General features: G+C 61.0%; 14 protein-coding genes. 6 read left to right on the top strand and 8 right to left on the bottom strand.

The window, feature by feature from the left end; genetic code table 11:
• Positions 1-208 precede the first annotated feature (208 nt).
• Genes LK535_RS14415 through LK535_RS14385 form a run of 7 tightly spaced genes read right to left on the bottom strand, consistent with a single transcriptional unit; the run spans position 209 to position 7,383 of the window.
• On the bottom strand, positions 209-1,282 hold the full coding sequence (locus LK535_RS14415) for a glycosyltransferase family 4 protein (protein WP_227772623.1): 1,074 nt from the start codon (positions 1,280-1,282) through the stop codon (positions 209-211).
• Positions 1,282-1,974: an HAD family hydrolase gene (locus LK535_RS14410; RefSeq protein WP_227772622.1), complete on the bottom strand. Its 693-nt coding sequence runs from the start codon at positions 1,972-1,974 to the stop codon at positions 1,282-1,284. Before LK535_RS14410 ends, LK535_RS14415 begins: the two co-directional genes overlap by 1 nt.
• Positions 1,965-2,951: an ATP-grasp domain-containing protein gene (locus tag LK535_RS14405; protein WP_227772621.1), complete on the bottom strand. Its 987-nt coding sequence runs from the start codon at positions 2,949-2,951 to the stop codon at positions 1,965-1,967. Before LK535_RS14405 ends, LK535_RS14410 begins: the two co-directional genes overlap by 10 nt.
• Positions 2,948-3,604 (bottom strand): PIG-L deacetylase family protein, encoded by a 657-nt coding sequence (locus tag LK535_RS14400; protein ID WP_227772620.1) that lies wholly within the window; start codon positions 3,602-3,604, stop codon positions 2,948-2,950. The genes LK535_RS14405 and LK535_RS14400 overlap by 4 nt, the downstream gene beginning before the upstream one ends.
• A 20-nt stretch (positions 3,605-3,624) precedes the next feature.
• Complete coding sequence (locus LK535_RS14395) at positions 3,625-4,533, bottom strand: formyltransferase family protein (protein ID WP_227772619.1); 909 nt, start codon at positions 4,531-4,533, stop codon at positions 3,625-3,627.
• Positions 4,505-6,247: a sugar transferase gene (locus tag LK535_RS14390; RefSeq protein ID WP_227772618.1), complete on the bottom strand. Its 1,743-nt coding sequence runs from the start codon at positions 6,245-6,247 to the stop codon at positions 4,505-4,507. The genes LK535_RS14395 and LK535_RS14390 overlap by 29 nt, the downstream gene beginning before the upstream one ends.
• On the bottom strand, positions 6,244-7,383 hold the full coding sequence (locus tag LK535_RS14385; protein WP_227772733.1) for a glycosyltransferase: 1,140 nt from the start codon (positions 7,381-7,383) through the stop codon (positions 6,244-6,246). The genes LK535_RS14390 and LK535_RS14385 overlap by 4 nt, the downstream gene beginning before the upstream one ends.
• Positions 7,384-8,622: 1,239 nt before the next feature.
• Between LK535_RS14385 and LK535_RS14380 the strand changes: the two genes are divergently transcribed.
• From LK535_RS14380 to LK535_RS14355, 6 genes are all read left to right on the top strand, one after another.
• Positions 8,623-9,885 carry a UDP-N-acetylglucosamine 4,6-dehydratase family protein gene (locus tag LK535_RS14380; RefSeq protein WP_227772617.1) on the top strand — a complete coding sequence of 421 codons (1,263 nt, stop codon included), beginning with the start codon at positions 8,623-8,625 and terminating at the stop codon, positions 9,883-9,885.
• Positions 9,885-11,153 (top strand): DegT/DnrJ/EryC1/StrS family aminotransferase, encoded by a 1,269-nt coding sequence (locus LK535_RS14375; protein ID WP_227772616.1) that lies wholly within the window; start codon positions 9,885-9,887, stop codon positions 11,151-11,153. The genes LK535_RS14380 and LK535_RS14375 overlap by 1 nt, the downstream gene beginning before the upstream one ends.
• Positions 11,154-11,398: 245 nt before the next feature.
• Positions 11,399-12,703 (top strand): O-antigen ligase family protein, encoded by a 1,305-nt coding sequence (locus LK535_RS14370; protein ID WP_227772615.1) that lies wholly within the window; start codon positions 11,399-11,401, stop codon positions 12,701-12,703.
• Between the two features lie 52 nt (positions 12,704-12,755).
• Positions 12,756-13,313 carry a polysaccharide biosynthesis/export family protein gene (locus LK535_RS14365; RefSeq protein ID WP_227772614.1) on the top strand — a complete coding sequence of 186 codons (558 nt, stop codon included), beginning with the start codon at positions 12,756-12,758 and terminating at the stop codon, positions 13,311-13,313.
• A 26-nt stretch (positions 13,314-13,339) separates the two neighbouring features.
• Positions 13,340-14,563 carry an outer membrane beta-barrel protein gene (locus LK535_RS14360; protein ID WP_227772613.1) on the top strand — a complete coding sequence of 408 codons (1,224 nt, stop codon included), beginning with the start codon at positions 13,340-13,342 and terminating at the stop codon, positions 14,561-14,563.
• Between the two features lie 85 nt (positions 14,564-14,648).
• Positions 14,649-15,926, top strand: coding sequence for a polysaccharide lyase family 1 protein (locus LK535_RS14355; protein ID WP_227772612.1), 1,278 nt, complete (start codon positions 14,649-14,651; stop codon positions 15,924-15,926).
• A gap of 37 nt (positions 15,927-15,963) precedes the next feature.
• On the opposite strand, the gene LK535_RS14350 is transcribed toward LK535_RS14355, so the two are convergent.
• A complete protein-coding gene (locus LK535_RS14350; RefSeq protein ID WP_227772611.1) occupies positions 15,964-16,806 on the bottom strand; it encodes a hypothetical protein in 843 nt (280 codons plus the stop codon).
• Positions 16,807-16,908 lie beyond the last annotated feature (102 nt).

The following is a 16,908-nucleotide window of genomic DNA, read 5'->3' as shown; positions in this document are numbered from 1 at the left end:
GAAAAGATTATCTGAGGTACTGTTTTCGTTGCATTGTTCTGATACTTGAGCAGGGCTATCGCTGCTAGCAGGTAGAAACCCGTATTGACCGAAGTTCTTATCAATTTGGATTAGGCTGCTTCCCCTTCTACTGTTCCACTATTGGACAGTAATGACCACAGCACCGCAAAATTCGGCTGTACTGCAAGAAAAGCGACGGTGCCGCCGCTTAGGCGGTTTCAACCAGGCTGCACCAGCGATCCACGATCCGGTCGGGAGAATAGCAAATCATCTGTCTTGAAGCGGCACTGCCAAGACGCTCCCGTCGTTGTGGGTCCAGTGCAAGGCTATACATGGCACAGGCGAGCGCATCTGTATCCTCTGCAGGTACCAACACGCCGGTGGCATCGTCCTTGACCATCTCGGCCGCGCCGAAATCGCAATCGAACGCAATTGCCGGAAGGCCTGCGGCGAGTGCCTCTGCCAAGGCGTTGGGCCAGCCCTCGTACCGCGACGATAGAACGAAGATGGACGTCTTATCGATCCAGCTTCCGGGCACAGGTGTGGCGCCTGGGAGAAGGACGCGATCCTGCAAGCCCAAGTGAGCGCGCTGGTGCTCGAGTGCATCTCGATCCGGACCTTCGCCAAAGATGATGAGCTGCCAGTCTGGCAGACTGGGCGAAATCGCAGCAAATGCTTCGAGAAGGATGTCGAAACCCTTCTGTTGAGTGAGTCGACCGACAGCGACAAAGGCTTTTGTTCGGGGGACTTTACGGAGACCGCTAGGCCGCACCGGATTAGGAATGATGGCGGCACGCGCACGGCTTGCTCGAGGCAGTGCTTGGCGGCTGCGCTCACTCATGATCACAATTCGTGAAGCGTGAGCGTACAGTAATGACGTCAGTTGATTCCAGGCGGGATGGGCCTTCTGCCGAAGCGGGTTATTCCGCTCGGATACGATGATGCTGCGGCCCAATCCCCAGCCTGCGGCCAGAGCTATGACGTTTATCTTTGTCAGAAACGCAATCACGGTGTCTGTTTTACGCTCACGCAAGATGCGGCGGAGGGCCGCTATTCGGCGTATGGAGCGAATGGCGCCTCGAACTCCGCCCCCCTGGTTCGGCAAAGCGAGTCGAGTGCAAGACACTCGCGGGTCAAGAGGGTGGTAGATAGGGTCGTCTGGATGATCAAAGGTAATGATCTCGACCGACCAACCTTTGGCCACCATCCCTGCCGACACTTCCGCCACGACTCGTTCCGCGCCCCCGGCCTGCAACGCCGCAAGAACGAAGGCGACGCGCATCAGCGGCGAACATCCAACAGATATTGTAGTGTCGCATGCAGATCCGCCAGCGTTGTGATGTGAGCTTCCGCGGCATGATCAGGATCAGGAGGCGTTCGGGGGTGAACTGCTGCGGGCCGATCGATCTGGATCGTTCGCCATCCAAGCGCCTTTGGCGCCAAGAAATCCTTGGCGGGATTGTCCGCCACGTAAACGATCGCTGAGGACTCGATCCGATGGCTTTCCATGACGGCCTCGAAAGCGCGACGGTGCGGCTTGTGGAAGCCGATACCTAAGTCACCTGTGGCAATGATTGGGTCGAAACCAAACCGCGACAGCCCCAATGCTTCGATTTTCTGCCGCTGCGTGGATGCAATTCCATCAGTGATGAGTGCAAATCTGTACTCGCTTCCGCTTGCAAGCAGGTCGAGCGCGTCATTGGCAAGTGCGATGACCGGAGGATGGTTTCGGTACGTTTCAACAAGCTCATGTATCATCGCTTGTGAGTTTGCGATGCCCATGTCTTGCAGAGTTGCATCGAACAACATCTGCCGGCGGCCGGCTCCCCAAAGGCGTTCTGCCGTTTCTGCAAATTCCGTTATTCCGGTGCGCTTGGCAAACCACTCCCCGACCGCCCGGATGCCGCTGCGTACATAATCTTGCTCTAGGTAGAGCGTGTCATCGAGATCAAAAACGATAGATGTTATGCGCATGGCATCCCGAAGACGGCTGCGTCGTACCGGAGCATCGTCATCCCTTCGATCCAATCGTCGGCAGCTTCGACCGGAAGACCAGCCGTTTCAGCAAGCAACCATTTGGCGAATGTGGCGCCGGCTTTGTCTGTAAGCGGGTAGCCACCGCCAAACCGAGCGTTGATCTCGAAGACGCCAATAGTTCCGTCCGGTTCGATGATGGCCTGAAAGCAGAACGGCCCTGCCGGAGACGGCAAATGGCTGACGATCTGTTCCGCGACGTCTCGAAATGCGGGAACCCGCTGCGTGACGCCTTTCTCCACTTCGCCTGCCCGCACTCCGACGCGCCTATGAGGAACAACTGTCCGCAGTACTCCGCGACTGTCGACAAAGGCGTTTACGGTCCACTCCTCGCCAATAAGCTGTTGCTGAACCACCATCGGTTCCGACCAAGCTCCGGGAAGATCATTCAGCGTGTGAGCGACGCTAACTCCTCGGCTTGCGCTGCCATATGCCGGCTTGACGATTGCCGGCCAAGTCATCGGCATCCCACATCTCACGGCTTCAATCGCCTGGGTGAGGGGAACTGGGACTCCAATGGCGGCTAACCAACGGGCAGTATCGAGTTTGTTGCTCGAAAGGGCGATCAAGTCTGGATCTGCCAGGATGCGCGTCCCGGCTCGTTCAAACACATCAAGCGCCGTCGCGTACACTGGTAGTTCGGGGTCAATGGTGGGCACTATAAGCCCTACGCCATATTGCTCGCAAAGCGCCGCCGTCTCCTCAACGAAGCGGGGATCTCCTGCCGCGGGGACTACTGCCGCGTGATCCGCGATCCGGCAGGCAGCACTCCATTGAGGGTTCATGTCAGTCGCGATAACAGTCAGTTCAATACCGAGTTCTCTGGCGCCAGATCGAAATGCTTCCAGAAGTGCAACCCGCCGGCCGGCAGAGCTTAGCAGGATGGTCACATGGGCGCATGTTTCCAACGGCATCATCGTATCTCTCGAACGACGCAGAAAGCCTCAGCGGCAGCACGGTAAACCGTCGCTCCTCTGAGCGTGGCTAAGGCTCTGATCGTCTCGGGCGATCTTTCGTCAGGGAATGGGCGGACCTGAGACCGGAAAGCGAGAAAGGCTTCGATTTTCCGGTTGAGGTAAGTTTCGATGTCGATGAAGCAGTTGGGCGAGAACTGAGGGTCAATTCCAGGCGCGCCCCAGTTTGTTTCAGATAAGGTTTCGTATGCCATGACGCAGATTGGCGCCGCCGAGGACCGCGGCCTTGCTGCGACAAGGGAGGAGCGAAATACAATTTGATGATCGACGTGAAGGTCGCCCAAGAACGGGATGAGCATTGTTGATGGACGAACACGGCGGACGATCAAGTCTATAGCGGCATTTATGTCGCCGTGCGAAACTTGGTCGAGCGCGGCCGCGGGTAGGTCGAGCCAGTGAGTCTCTTCGACGCCAAGCATGTCATGGGCAACGGCCGCCTCAGCGCGAACGGCAGCGGCCTGAGCCGGGTCGAATCGGGGGGGTTTGCCTGACGTGACGACCCCGATGTGGACAGAGGTTCCCGCGTCAGCCAGTCGGGCGATCGTCCCGCCACAACCGAGCACTTCGTCGTCTGGGTGGGGGGCGATGACCAGCACTGGGCCGGGTAGCGGTGCCGTCACGAGGCCGCTCGGAGGTGAGTGTGGAGGGGCGGTATGCCTGCTCCGCTGAACTCTAACACCCGCAACGCTTCGCCATCACCGCAACGCACAACGAAGGTGCTTTCATCCCGGTCGAGCACTTGGCCGGGAAGCGCATGGTAGCGATCCGTGCCCGCGAAGCGCTCCGTGCGCCAGATCGTCATCGGTCCGGTTGAACTGACCGTGGTCGCGCCGGGATACGGGCGCCCAACTGCGCGGACCAACCGGTCCACGTCGGCGGCCGCCCGAGTCCAGTCAATCCATCCGTCGGACGGACGTCGTCGCGCGGCCCATGTCGCAAGCCGATCGTCTTGTGGTGTTTCAACCGCGGCGCCCACCGCCAGTGCGGGCAGAAGCTCTTTCATCATCGATCCCAGCGCGGCCATGTGCTTGCTGTACAAAGATGCGGCCGTCTCATCGGGCGCGACGTGAAAGAAGCGTTGAGAGAGGATCGGGCCGCTGTCGACCCCATCGTCGATACGGAATAGCGTTGATCCGGTGATCTTTTCATCAAGCAAGATCGTCCAAGGAATCGTTGCTCGCCCGCGAAGTCTGGGCAGGGCCGCCGTATGATAACCGACAACTCGGTCATTCACTGCCTGACGGAGGGCTGGCCCGCATAGCTGCGACCAGCCAATCACGAATGTGAAGTCCGGCGCGATCGCTCGAACTTGTTCGATGAAATCCGCTGAGTTTCCATCCGTCACCCGGATAAGCTGCGCCGAGGCCGCGTCGGCTCCCGGCGCCAGATCGACGAAGTCCGAATGGCGGGACGCCCGTTCAATGGGCAGCGATGCCACTGCCGCGAGCGTCCAACCAGGAGCATTCGCGATCGCGTCCAGCGCCACTCGGGTCCCCTCAACCGCGCCGATTAGTAGCGCCCGCATAAGCCCTCTCTATAATATCTTTCCGTACGTGCTCGCCGAGAAAGATGGTGCCGATTGTTCGCAAGACGATGCTTAGATCCAGTCGCAGAGAGCGATTGGCGATGTACCACCCGTCCAGAGCCGCTTTCTCTGCGTCGCTTAGCAAAGTGTTTCCGTTTACCTGGGCCCATCCCGTTAAACCGGGACGAACTCTTCCGCGGATACGCCCCGCTTCGCCCAATGACGCCACTGTTTCAGGAAGTAGGGGGCGCGGCCCCACAAGCGCCATGTCACCCCGTAGTATCGCGAAAAGTTGCGGAAGTTCGTCCAGGCGCGTGCGCCTCAGAAAACGGCCAGTCGACGTCAGTCGAGCGGCATCCGATAGGGGTGCGCCCACCGTATCATATTCCTCGCGCATGGTCCGGAATTTGCGCAGAATAAACGGCTTGCCGTCGCGGCCGGTGCGCTGCTGCTCGAAGAATACAGGTCTGCCAAGCGATGCCAGAACCACAGCACCGACCGCGAACATGACTGGTAGCGCCAGGATCAGTGCCACGCCTGCCACAATCTTATCGAGTACGTGCCGCCGATCGATTCCGCGATCGCTCCCCTCACGATGTTTCGCGACCGCACGAACCAGCATTTCGTTCACGAGGTCCACCGCGTAATGGCGTTCAGCTCGAGCTCGCGCCTCTGCGCCCATTCGGGCAGCCAAACCGGGGTCACTTCGAAAGCGAAGCATTGCTTGAATGAGCGCAGCGGGATGGCGCGGCGGAATGACGAAGCCAGTAACCCCATCAACAACTGCGTCGCGACATCCTGGCATGTCGGTCGTGATGACTGCTCGGCCAGTAGCCATCGCCTCGAGGATAGAGCGGGGCAGGCCCTCCCGATAATAGGACGGCAGGACGAAAACTGACGCTTCGCTCAGGAAAGGCCGTACGTCCCGCGTCTCTCCCAAATACTGGACGACCCCTTCGTTTTCCCACGTCGCGATTTCTGCTCGTACTATACCTGTCGGATTGGTGTCGAGCGGACCTACGATCTGAAACACTGAGCCGGGCCATTGCGTGCGCAGAGCCCGAGCCGCCGCAACGAACTCCTCAAGTCCCTTATCGCGCATCAGGCGGGCGATAATCACGAACTTGAAGTTGCCCTGGGGGAGTGGCTGCAACGTGAAATGCGCGGTGTCTACTCCCGAACCCGGTACCTGCATAACCGGCTGCTGGAACAAGATCTTCTGCCGTCGAAGTTCGCCGGCGTCGTCGCTATTGAAGACGAAGACACAGCGCGCTCTGCGCAGAGCCTCCCGGTAGAGGATCGTAACGAGTTGCCGTAGAGCGCTTCTAGCCATTGTCCCGCCCTCGCTGAAGACATGGCCGAGGCCGCTAACCATGGGGTAAAAGTCGATGCCGCCAACCAGTCTGGCAGCGATACCGGAGTAGATGATCGGCTTTTGCGTATACGCAAGTACGACGTCCGGGCGTTCGCGTTGGAAGATCGCGGTTACAGCCTTCAGGGTCGCGAGATCCGAAAGCGGGTTCTTTCCGGTCCGATCCATCGGTACAGTAAGGAACTGAATGTTCCATCTCAGCAATGTCGCCATGACGGCTTCGTCTCGGTCAGGCGCGCACGCAATAACCTCATAGCCTTCGTCGATCAGTTTGCGCAGAAGAGCTCCACGAAAGTTTACGAGTGAATATGCGAGGCTTGCGACAACGATAATCTTCTTCATGGCAGTGCCGCCTGCGCTTGCGAGGCATTCTGCGCCGACAGTTGAGTAGAAGTGCGCGACCCATGAAGGACTGATTGATACAATCTTCTGTATCGAGCGGCGATAGCTCCAAGTTCGAAGTTCTCTTCGACTCTGCGCCGGGCTGCCATTCCACGCCGTGCCAGCTCTGTCGGACCGCCGTCGTACATGCGTGTAAGGGCTTGACTGAGCGCATCCGGATCGCAGGGAGGTACGATCAGGCCAGTATCCTCGATCACTAGTGAGCTGTCGCCGACATTCGTCGCCACGCAAGGCACCCCACACGCCATGGCTTCACCGAGGATGTTGGGAAAGGCTTCGCCCCAAGCCGAAGAAAGCATCAGCATGTCGACTCCCGGCAGCCAATCGGCAACATCGGTTCTCGCACCTACCACAGTGATGCGGTCACCCAGGGAAGCGATGGCGGATCGGAGGTCGGAAGGCGGGCTATCCATACCCGGACCAACAAGGAGCAAATGGATGTTGCGGCCGCTGTCGATCACACGCCGCGCGGCTTCGACGGCGGAGACATGATCCTTCATGGGATGACATCTCCCGATAACGGCGACGCATGTCCGCCCGTCAGGAACAGCGAAAAGGTTGCTCAGGAGCGCGCGACGTGCCTTGTCGGGGTGATAGGCTGTACAATCGAACCCGTTGGGAATGTAAACTGAACGAGCAGGATCGAACCCTATACGTTCGTGTTGACGCGCAGCGGTCTGCGAATTGTATAAAATCGCCGCTGTTCGACTTGAGAGCCGGGCACTCAGCGCCAGAAGCGCACGCGTGGTACGTGTTTCGACCGAGGCATCGGCAAGGGAGTGCCTCACGTTCCACAGAACCGGACCGGCACCGGGGCTTACGATGGACGCCAGCGAAGCGGCCAGGTTGCCGTGATACATCCAGCCCTGCAGGATCTCGGGACGCAAGCGATTGGTGATGCGCAAGAGTCGCATCAACGACGATATGCTCGGTAATCGTCCTCGCGGCATGTACAGCGAGTACACTGGGCATCTCGTGCCAACAGGTGAGAACGCTCCCGGCGGAAGTAGCGAAACAATGGCGTGAGACAGAGCGTCGGTGCGACCGTCAGAGTGACCCACCAGTTTGCGCAACATCGCTTGGGCGCCGCCGATGTCCAAGCTGGTGGCGAAATGTGCCACTGTTCCACCGGGACTGGCGCAGTGTAATTGATGATTCATCGCCAATATACATCCCAGAAGAGATCCATACTCGGTTTTAAAAGGCCGGTGTCAGCGGAAACCGAATAGGCGCTGTGAACTGGCAAACTAAGACCGAATATGGCGGTAAGTGCATTTACCGGTGAGTTCAGCTTTTCATTTCGATCAAAGTAAGGTCGGCGCCTTGGATCGAGAAAGCGGCATTTGGATCATCAGCCATTTGAGGTAGGATCGCGCTTCGTCTGATCAGTATGGGGCCGGCCGTGTGCGTCCATCCGATCGGGTACGGTTCATGGAACCATTTGAATCGTCCATTCGGACCGACAAAGATCCAAAGGGCTGATCTGAGGAATGCGAATGCGCTGACATCTGGTCCGATGCGCAAGAGTGGGACGAAGGGAGCGGATGTAGGCTGGCACCTTGAATGAGCAATGAGGTGCCTGGATGCTTAAAAACGAGCAACCCGAAGCTCTTCGCCCTCTGGCGCGCTCCTCCGCTGTGTTGGCCAGTGACCTTCTAGCGGCTGCAATAGCGCTTGTCGGGGCGATCGAACTTCGCGTCGGCGAGCCACTCGCATACGATATCTTGAGCAAGGCGCCGTGGTCGGTGCCATGCTTCATGCTTGTCGCCGCAGCGACGTTCCGGATGTTTGGCCTCCAGCGACGTCTATGGTCGTACTCATCCGTGGCAGATCTCGTCGCGATCATCGAGGCCGCGACGGTGGCGATTGTGGCCTTTGTAATCGGCCTGGTCGTTACTGGCCAAACTGGGTGGATGCCGCGATCCATCCCCATTATCATGTGGTTCCTGCTTGTTGTCCTTCTTGGGGCACCGAGGATGCTTTGGCGTCTCACCGGCAGCTTCCTTCGCGGCACCGTCAAGCCGCCAGTGCCCAGCTACAGCGCGACGGGTGCGCCTAGGCCGGCGCTGATCATCGGCGCGGGTGACGATATCGATGCGATGCTGCGGCACCTCGAAGCTCATCCGGAGAGCGGATTTCGGCCGATCGGCGTTCTAGGCGATCTTGGTATCCATCGACGCGCAAGAATCCGCGGCGTTCCGATCCTGGGTGGCTATGGCGAGCTCGCCAAGGTGGTCGATCGGCTTGAGTCCAGTGGCCGCCGCCCCGAGTGTCTTTTGTTCGCTGGTGATCCAGAAAGGCTGCGCGGCGCCGCGATGGTGGGGATCATCGCAGGCGCCCAACAACTTGGTCTTGCCGTGGCCTATCCCGTGGGTTTCGCGACGCTGGACCAGCGTCGGCGCTCGGAGATCGACTTCCGCTACTTCGACATTGCTGACCTTCTTGGTCGTCCTCAGAAGCAACTGGATGGTACGGCTGTGTCCGCCGCAGTCGCCGGCCGGCGGGTCATGGTTACCGGAGCCGGCGGAACGATCGGACGCGAACTTGTACGGCAGATAGCGGCACTCAAGCCTGCTGAGTTACTGCTCTTGGATGCAAGTGAGCTCGCGCTCTACGAAGTCGATATCGAGATGCGCGAAAACTTTCCGGATTTGCCTCGGCAGTCGCTGCTTTGCTCGATCCGCCAGCGGCAGCAAGTGATGCGTATCTTCGAACGCCATCGGCCTGAACTGGTTTACCATGCCGCGGCGTTGAAGCATGTGCCGCTGGTTGAGGCCAACCTCTCTGCGGGAATGCTGACCAATGTCGTTGGCACCCGTAATGTCGCCGATGCCGTCCGACGCTTTGGCGCACGCGCGATGGTGCAGGTGTCTACCGATAAAGCGGTTAACCCAGTCGGGTTCATGGGTGTCACTAAGCGGCTCGGTGAGCTTTATTGTCAGGCGCTTGACCTCGCTGGCGCAGGCCGCGGCGATGCGCCGCGCTTCATGACGGTGCGGTTCGGAAATGTACTTGGTTCCAGCGGATCTTTGATCCCCTTGTTCCAGCGGCAGTTGAGTCGCGGCGGGCCACTTACTGTCACTCATCCTGACATGTGCCGGTTCTTCATGACCGTTCACGAAGCAGTGCAGCTGGTACTGCACAGCTCTGCGCGCGGAATGGGTGGCGAACTGGAGCGTGGCAGGATCTACGTTCTGGACATGGGCAAACCCGTGAAGATCATCGATGTCGCTCACCGGATGATCCGCATGGCGGGACTTGAGCCAGACATCGACGTGGCGATTGAGATTGTAGGGCTACGACCGGGGGAGAAGCTTTACGAAGAACTCTTCGACAAGGACGAGGAGCAACTGCCGTCCACAATGCCTGGCGTGTTCGAAGCCATGCCGGATGCGCTTCCGATCAGTCTCTTGGCATCTACTTTCGACGCGATTGAGACAGCGGCCATCGCAGGTGACGACGCGACCTGCGGCACGTTGGCTCGCGACCTTCTGGCTGACGACGTCATCACCAATGTTCCTGCTGCCGAAAGAGAGCAGATACCCGCCATCCGGCTTGTCAGTGCAGGAGGACAATGATGTCCATCCACATGAGGGCATCGGTAGCTGTGGCGCTCGCTGACAGAGTAGCCGTTGAAGAAGCAGTTCGCATCGATCTTCAGCCGCGTCCCACTACCCCAATCACAAGCCGCTGGCCCGTTCATGAAACGGATGAGATCGGGATCGTTTCAGAGGTTCTACGCTCTGGCCGGGTCAATGCTCTGCATCATGGCGAGCGAACGGCCGCTTTCGAGACGGCGTTCGCCAGGCTCGTCGGTCTGCCGCACGCAATCGCCGTCGCGAATGGCACATTGGCGCTGGAACTTGCTCTCCATGCTTTGGGGCTCGGGCCGGGCGACGAGGTGATTGTTCCGGCCAGAAGCTTTATCGCTTCTGCGAGCTGCGTCGCTGCTGTTGGGGCGACACCTATTTTCGCAGACGTGGATTCGGACACGCAAGGGCTGACGGTGGAGAGCGTTGCGGCGGCGCTGACGCCAAGGACGAAAGCGATCATCGCGGTTCATATTGCGGGTTGGCCTTGTGAGATCGCGGCGATTGCGCGGTTTGCTGGGGAATTGGGGCTGAAACTTATCGAAGATTGCGCACAGGCGCATGGAGCGACGCTGGGGGGCGGGGTTGCGGGGTCGTTTGGTGATGCCGCCGCGTTTTCTTTTTGTACGGACAAGATCATGTCGACCGGAGGGGAGGGGGGGCTGCTTCTCCTGCGGGATGAGGAGGCATGGTCCGCCGCCTGGTCGCGCAAGGATCATGGCAAATCGCCCCAGTATGGATCCGTGAGCGGATCGCCCGGCGTGTTCCGCTGGCTGCACGAGCGACTGGGCACCAACCTTCGGCTTACCGAAATGCAGTCCGCGATCGGATTGCTGCAGTTGGGCAAGCTCAAGGAATGGCTAACGGCGCGGCGAGCCAATGCCGAACGCCTGAACCGAGCATTGGCGCATCTGCCGAGCGTGCGACTGACACTCCCGCCCGCCGACGTCGGACATGCCTATTACAAATATTATGCCTTTCTCCGGCCGGAAGAGCTGAGACCGGGGTATTCCCGTGATCTGGTGCTGTCGCGCCTGATTGCGGCTGGCGTACCGGCGGGAAGCGGGATCTGCCCCGAAATATATCGCGAGCGCGCCTTCGATGGGAGCTCCTCGGTTCCCGAGCGCCGATTGCCGGTCTGCCAAATGCTTGGTGAAACAAGCCTCATGTTCCCCGTCGATCCCACCCTTGATGCGGAGCAGATGGAGGACATGGCTGCGCGCACGGCCTCCGTGATCGCCGAGGCCACGCGCTGAGCTCCTTCAGGATAGTCGATAATGAAGCCTGAGATCCTCTGGACGCGAACGGCCGGCACGATCGGCCGTCAGCTTGATCGCAGCGCGTCCGCTCGGACGTGGCGATCATGCATCCGGCATCGGGGAGGAGCGCAGCCCGCCGGCTGGGTGAGGGACCCCGGCCATGAGGGCGCGAGCCGTACCCGCTCCGCCCCAGCGAACGGATCAAGCCGGCAAAGCTGGTCGCGCGACCTGGGGGATGCCGCATGAGGGGAGGTGCGGCTCCGGGCTGGCAGTATCAGCGCTTCGTCATCACGATGCGCGGTACTGGAGAGGCGCTGTTGCTCGCGGCGATCTTCTTCTCCGCCTATATCACCTGGCGCCCGGTGCCCGACATTCTCTTCACGCTGAGCGACAGTCTGTTCCTGATGGCGCTGCTTCTGAGGCTGGCCGGCGGAGCGCTCAACCCCCAGCCCATGCAGTCGTTGACGGTGCCCTGGCTCTTCGGGCTCTTCCTTCTGCTGGCCGGTCTTCTGGTGGGAAGCGTCGTCAACGACACGCCGATGCGCTGGATGATCGTTTCGCTGCAATATGCGACCGCTTATGCGTTGCTGCCGCTGGTGTGCATCGATGTGGACCGAGAAGTGATGCATCGTCGCTGCGTCGCCATCGTGCTTGGCGTCGTGGCCATGGAAGGCTTTGGAGCGCTGGTCTACTGGTACACGGGCGGATCCCGCGACGCGACGATGAACCTGTCGCATGAATTTATCAGCGGCGCGCATCGTCTGGGGGCGTTCATGGCGGACGCGAACTGGAATGCCGCCCTGATTGCCATGACGGTTCCCTTCGTTCTCTACCTTGGACGGCTGGGGCGAATCTCACCCTTCCTCGTGACGGTCTTCCTTGCGGTGCTGATCATCGGACTGTTGCTGTCCGGATCGTTCACGGGTTTTGTCGCCACAAGCTCTGCGACTGCGACATTTTGGGTCCTTGCGGGCGGGCGGCGTAACTGGCGACCGATCGCAGCATTGGTTCTGCTCGCCGTCGCCATCTTCCTGATCGGGGCACCGGTTCCGGCGGTCTTCCAGGCGCGGGTGGGCCTTGCTCTGGAGAACGGGGACATCGCGCAAGCGGGAACGTTTGTGGGTCGCTGGGAGCTGATGAAAGAGGCTTGGCTGCTCGTCGATTCGCACCCGCTGATTGGAATAGGTGTCGATCGGTATCGCGAGATCTCGGCGAGCAAGGCGCCCGTCCACAACATCTATCTGCTGCTTTGGGCCGAGGGCGGGCTGCCGGCGCTTCTTGGCTGGCTGATGATGATCATGGTTCCCATCGCCGCTGCATTGCACCGCTGGCGCGACGACCGTGCGGCCTGCGCGCTTGTCATGGCGGTGGCGCTACCCTTTATCGCGTTCTCGATGGCCTCTCCGCACATGTATGCGCGCAACTGGGCAGTGCCGCTCATCCTGGCGACGGGCGTTGCGCTCGCCCACCGGCGAACCGAAAGTATTACCCCGAACAGATTACTTCCTGCGAAACGGCAGGTGTCCGGATGGCCAGCTAGGGTCTGAATAGAAATCGCTTAGCATTGATGGAGAAAATCCCGATCCTGGAGGTTCCGTCATGCGCACGATCGCCGCTTCGTTGGCACTTAGCTTGCCTCTGCTGGTTTCGGGTTGTTCGAACGGCGTTTCGCACCTTTCCTCGATAGAGTCCGCGGCTCCGGGTAGTTATCGTCTGGGGCCGGGCGATGACCTGAGACTTGCAGTATTCGGCTTCGACCAAATGGCCAATGTCTACACTGTGGCAGACAATGGAACGATCTCTCTTCCCCTGCTTGGAACAATCAAGGCGGAACAACGCACGCCCGCGGAACTTGAGGCGGCGATCAGCAGCCAATTGCTTAGTCGCGAGCTCGCGACGAAACCAAGCGTTAGCGTACAGGTGGTGAAGTATCGCCCGATCTACATCCTGGGCGAAGTCCAGAAGCCAGGACAATATCCCTACGTGCCGGGCATGACCGTGACCACCGCCGTCGCGATCGCCGGAGGCTATACGTTCCGGGCCAGCACCAAGGCCGCAGCGGTAACGCGCAGCGGGACGGACGTTGAGCGCCGTGCCAGCGTGGTCACGAGGATCATGCCGGGCGATACCATCCGCGTGCCGGAGGCATGGTTCTGATCATGAAATCAGATCGGAAGCGTGGAGTGAGCGGCTCCCGGCTTGTCATGGCCGCGGTCGCGATTGGCCTGCCGATGGCGTCAGGCATCGCACAGACCACCCAGCGTGGCGGCTCACCGGCCAATCTTCCCAGGCCGGGCTTCGAGCCGATCGTCCACCATGTCGGGCCGGCCGAGATGCTGATTTCGGTAGACGGCTCAGCGATCTACGACACGAACGTCTATGCCACGTCCACCAGGGCGCAAGATGACGGCATTTTTGTGCTGCGACCCTCCATTGACGTGACGTTGCAGGATGCTGGTCTGTCCGCCCATGGAATTGCCTATGCCGAAGCGCGCCAGCATGTCAGCGTGACGCGCGAGGATGCCTTTCTGTTCGGCCTTCTGCTGGAAGGAGCAGCCCGCTTCTCCCCGCAACACGGGTTGGACGCGACGTTCAAGTTCGACCGGTCGGTGCAGCCGCGGTCCGATCCCGAAGCGCGCGCCCCGATCACGGTGCCGCCGCGCAAGATCAACGTTCTGTCGGCCGGGGTTGGCTATACTGCGCGCGCCGGCGATTTCTCGTTCAGGCTTTCGCCCGGTGCCGACCGGATCGACTTTCTTGACCCGGCCGAGCGCGATCGGGATTTGCGTGTGTATCGCTCCACCGCCCGCGCAACCTGGCAGCCGGCGGCGCCGGTGGCGTTCTTTCTGGAAGGCTTCATTACGCGCCGGGATGCCGATCTGCGCCGCGATTTTGCCGGTGTGGACCGGGACGTGACCACCTATGGCGCGTTGCTCGGCGCGAGTCGCGAGGTGAACGCGCGCGTGCGGGGGAGCATGGGCGTTGGCGTTTTCCGTTCCGAACCCGACGATCCTTCGCTTCGCCCCTACACTGGCTTCGCTGTAGATGGACAAGTCACCTGGACGCCGCGTGCGCGCACCCAGGTGACTTTTGCCGCCTTCCGCGGGGATGTTGCCACCGTTCGCGTTGGCGCGTCCGGGCGTACGGACACGCGGGTGTCGGCGTCGATTGAGCAGGAAGCTCGCCACAACCTCCTGCTATCCGGAGAAGTCGGCTGGCGCAGATCGGTATTCCGCGGCGCGGGTGACAAGCAGGATATTGTGCAGGGACGGGTGGGCGCCGAGTATCTCGCAACGCGCAGATTTTCGCTTTTCGGGGACGCGACCTTGTCCAGGCGCGATGCCACGATCCCGCTGGATGAGTTTTCGCGAGGCCTCCTGCAAGTTGGCGTTCGTGCCCGTTTCTAGCGGTCTCACGCAGCGGGCTCTGCCTATTCTGCTGCTGACAGCGCCCTTGTCGAGCTGCGATGCGCAATCCTCGCAAACCAGGAACGTGGCCGCGCTTCAGCCGGTGTCACCGGACGCGCCACTCGCCTTCCCGGGCGCAGAGGGGTTCGGGCGAGCGGCGAAAGGCGGGCGTGGCGGGCGGATCCTGGCTGTCACTACATTGGCCGACGCGGGCCCGGGTTCCCTGCGGGCCTGTATCGATGCCGAGGGACCAAGGGTCTGCGTGTTTCGTGTGTCCGGCCTGATCCGCTATACCAGCCTGCGGCCGATCATCCGAAACCCCTACATCACCATCGCTGGCGAGACGGCGCCCGGAGACGGGATCATCCTCGCGCATGCGGGCGGCAAGGGCGCCACCACGCCCTTCGTCGTGAAGAACACCCATGATGTGGTGGTCCGGCATATCCGCGTGAGGAACGACCGGGATGGCGAGCAGCGAGCGTCGGACAGCGCGTTCATCATCGAGGGGAGCAGGGACGTCATTCTCGATCACGTCAGCGCCAGCTGGGCGCGGGACGAAAATATGGGGGGATATGCCCAGAATGATCGGGTGACGATTTCATGGTCGATCTTCGCGCGCGGCACGCCCCGGCATGACAAATGCGCCCTGCTGTCCAGTGATCCCAAAGGGCCGCAGCAAGTCAGCTTTCTGCACAACCTTTGCGCGCATAACGGCGATCGCAACCCCGACGTGAACTTCGCGCCGGGAAGCTGCGTCGAGGTAGTCAACAACGTCCTTTATGATGCCGCGCTGCAATTCACCGAAGTGTGGGAAAGCTACGGCGGGACGCCCGCCAATGTGGTGGGCAATTATTATCGTCGCGGACCGAGCACGTCCGAGGTCGCTTATGTTCTCGATCGGCCGCGGGTCGGCTCCAAGGGAGAGGCGCGGATCTTTTTCGATGGCAATGTCATGGATGGTGCCGGCCTGATCGTGGCACCCGTGGCCGAAGAGGCGCGCGTGTCGGCGCCGGTTTGCCCGCTGACCGTGGTGCCGCAACCGGCACGCGAGAGCTACACCCAGGTGTTGGAGGGGGCCGGCGCCATGCCGCGCGACGGGGTGGACCAGCGGATCATCTATGAAGTGCGCACGCGGACGGGGCGGATCGGGATGCCGGATCGGACGTTGCCGGTGCTTGCGCCAGGCACGCCCTATCGCGACTCCGATCGGGACGGCATGTCGGACGCCTGGGAACGGAGCAACGGGCTGGACCCGACTCGCAACGACGCGTGGCAGGACCGCAACGGCGATGGCTGGGCGAACCTGGAGGCTTTCCTCGATTACGCGCATAAGGCCCGACTCGCGGGCAAGCAGATCGAGTAACCGCCAGCCTGCTCCCGTCGGCTCGCGGTGTGCCGGATCAGGCGGATCGTTCGCTGGCGGTGAACAGATCCTCCACTTCCGAGCCGGCGCCATAACGCTCGACGACCTCTAGCTCGCCATTAGCGGCAACCCGAAAGAGGGTGCCGTGATGATCAGCGGCATTGTGGGTGCGAACGACCAGCAGCCAGGCGCCGGGCCCGCGTAGATAAGTGCGGACGTTTGCGACTGCCTTCGCCATCTCTTCGGCGGAGAAATAGTGGCGGTTCAGCAAGTTCGCGGCCCGGATCAGATCGAAACGGCCGATCAGGCCGGGGTTGAGCCGGGTGACGTCATCCTCGATCAAGGTGACGTTCTTCATCCGCGCGAGGTGGGGGGAGACGAGGGCAACCGGCGTTCCGGCGGGTGCGTGTGTCACGTGCGGGCCGAGCAGCCGGTTGGTTGCATTTCCGAGCGCGGCCATGCCGGTGACATAATCGAGCCGCCGCCGCCAAGGACGGATGGGGGCGCCGAACACGTCATATTGAAGAACATGCCCACCAGGCTCGACCAACGCGCGGCAGCCCCAGGGGAGAGAGACGAGATTGGCGTGGATCAGCCGATCAGTCCCAGTCACCCGCGGGAGCTGCCCCGCCTGGCGCAGTGCATTGATCAACTCGATTGTCGTCGTTCCCGAGGAAACGCCGAGGTCGAGCAGCTCGGTGATACGGCTGCCCGACGCCGCCAGCCGTCGCACGACCTGCGCGTCGACCGCTGCCATCCGGCCCGCCTCGGTTCGCTTGAAGGTGGCATTGGCGGTCTTGAGCGAACCAAAGAAGCGCGCCTCGTAACGCTTTGACACGCGTTCTAGTGGTCGGCCGAAAAACTGGGTTGCGGTAGGCACGGACCCTCCCGTCGCGCGATGAAACATGACTGTCCGAAACTAGGCCAGAGGCGCGCGCCGCGCGCCGGTTCGGACGGGCTAACCCGCCTGAACTCTGCACCA

The sequence above is a fragment of the Sphingomonas sp. IC4-52 genome, from assembly GCF_020707225.1.
GTDB lineage: Bacteria > Pseudomonadota > Alphaproteobacteria > Sphingomonadales > Sphingomonadaceae > Sphingomonas.
This window is presented reverse-complemented; position numbering and strand designations above follow the sequence as displayed.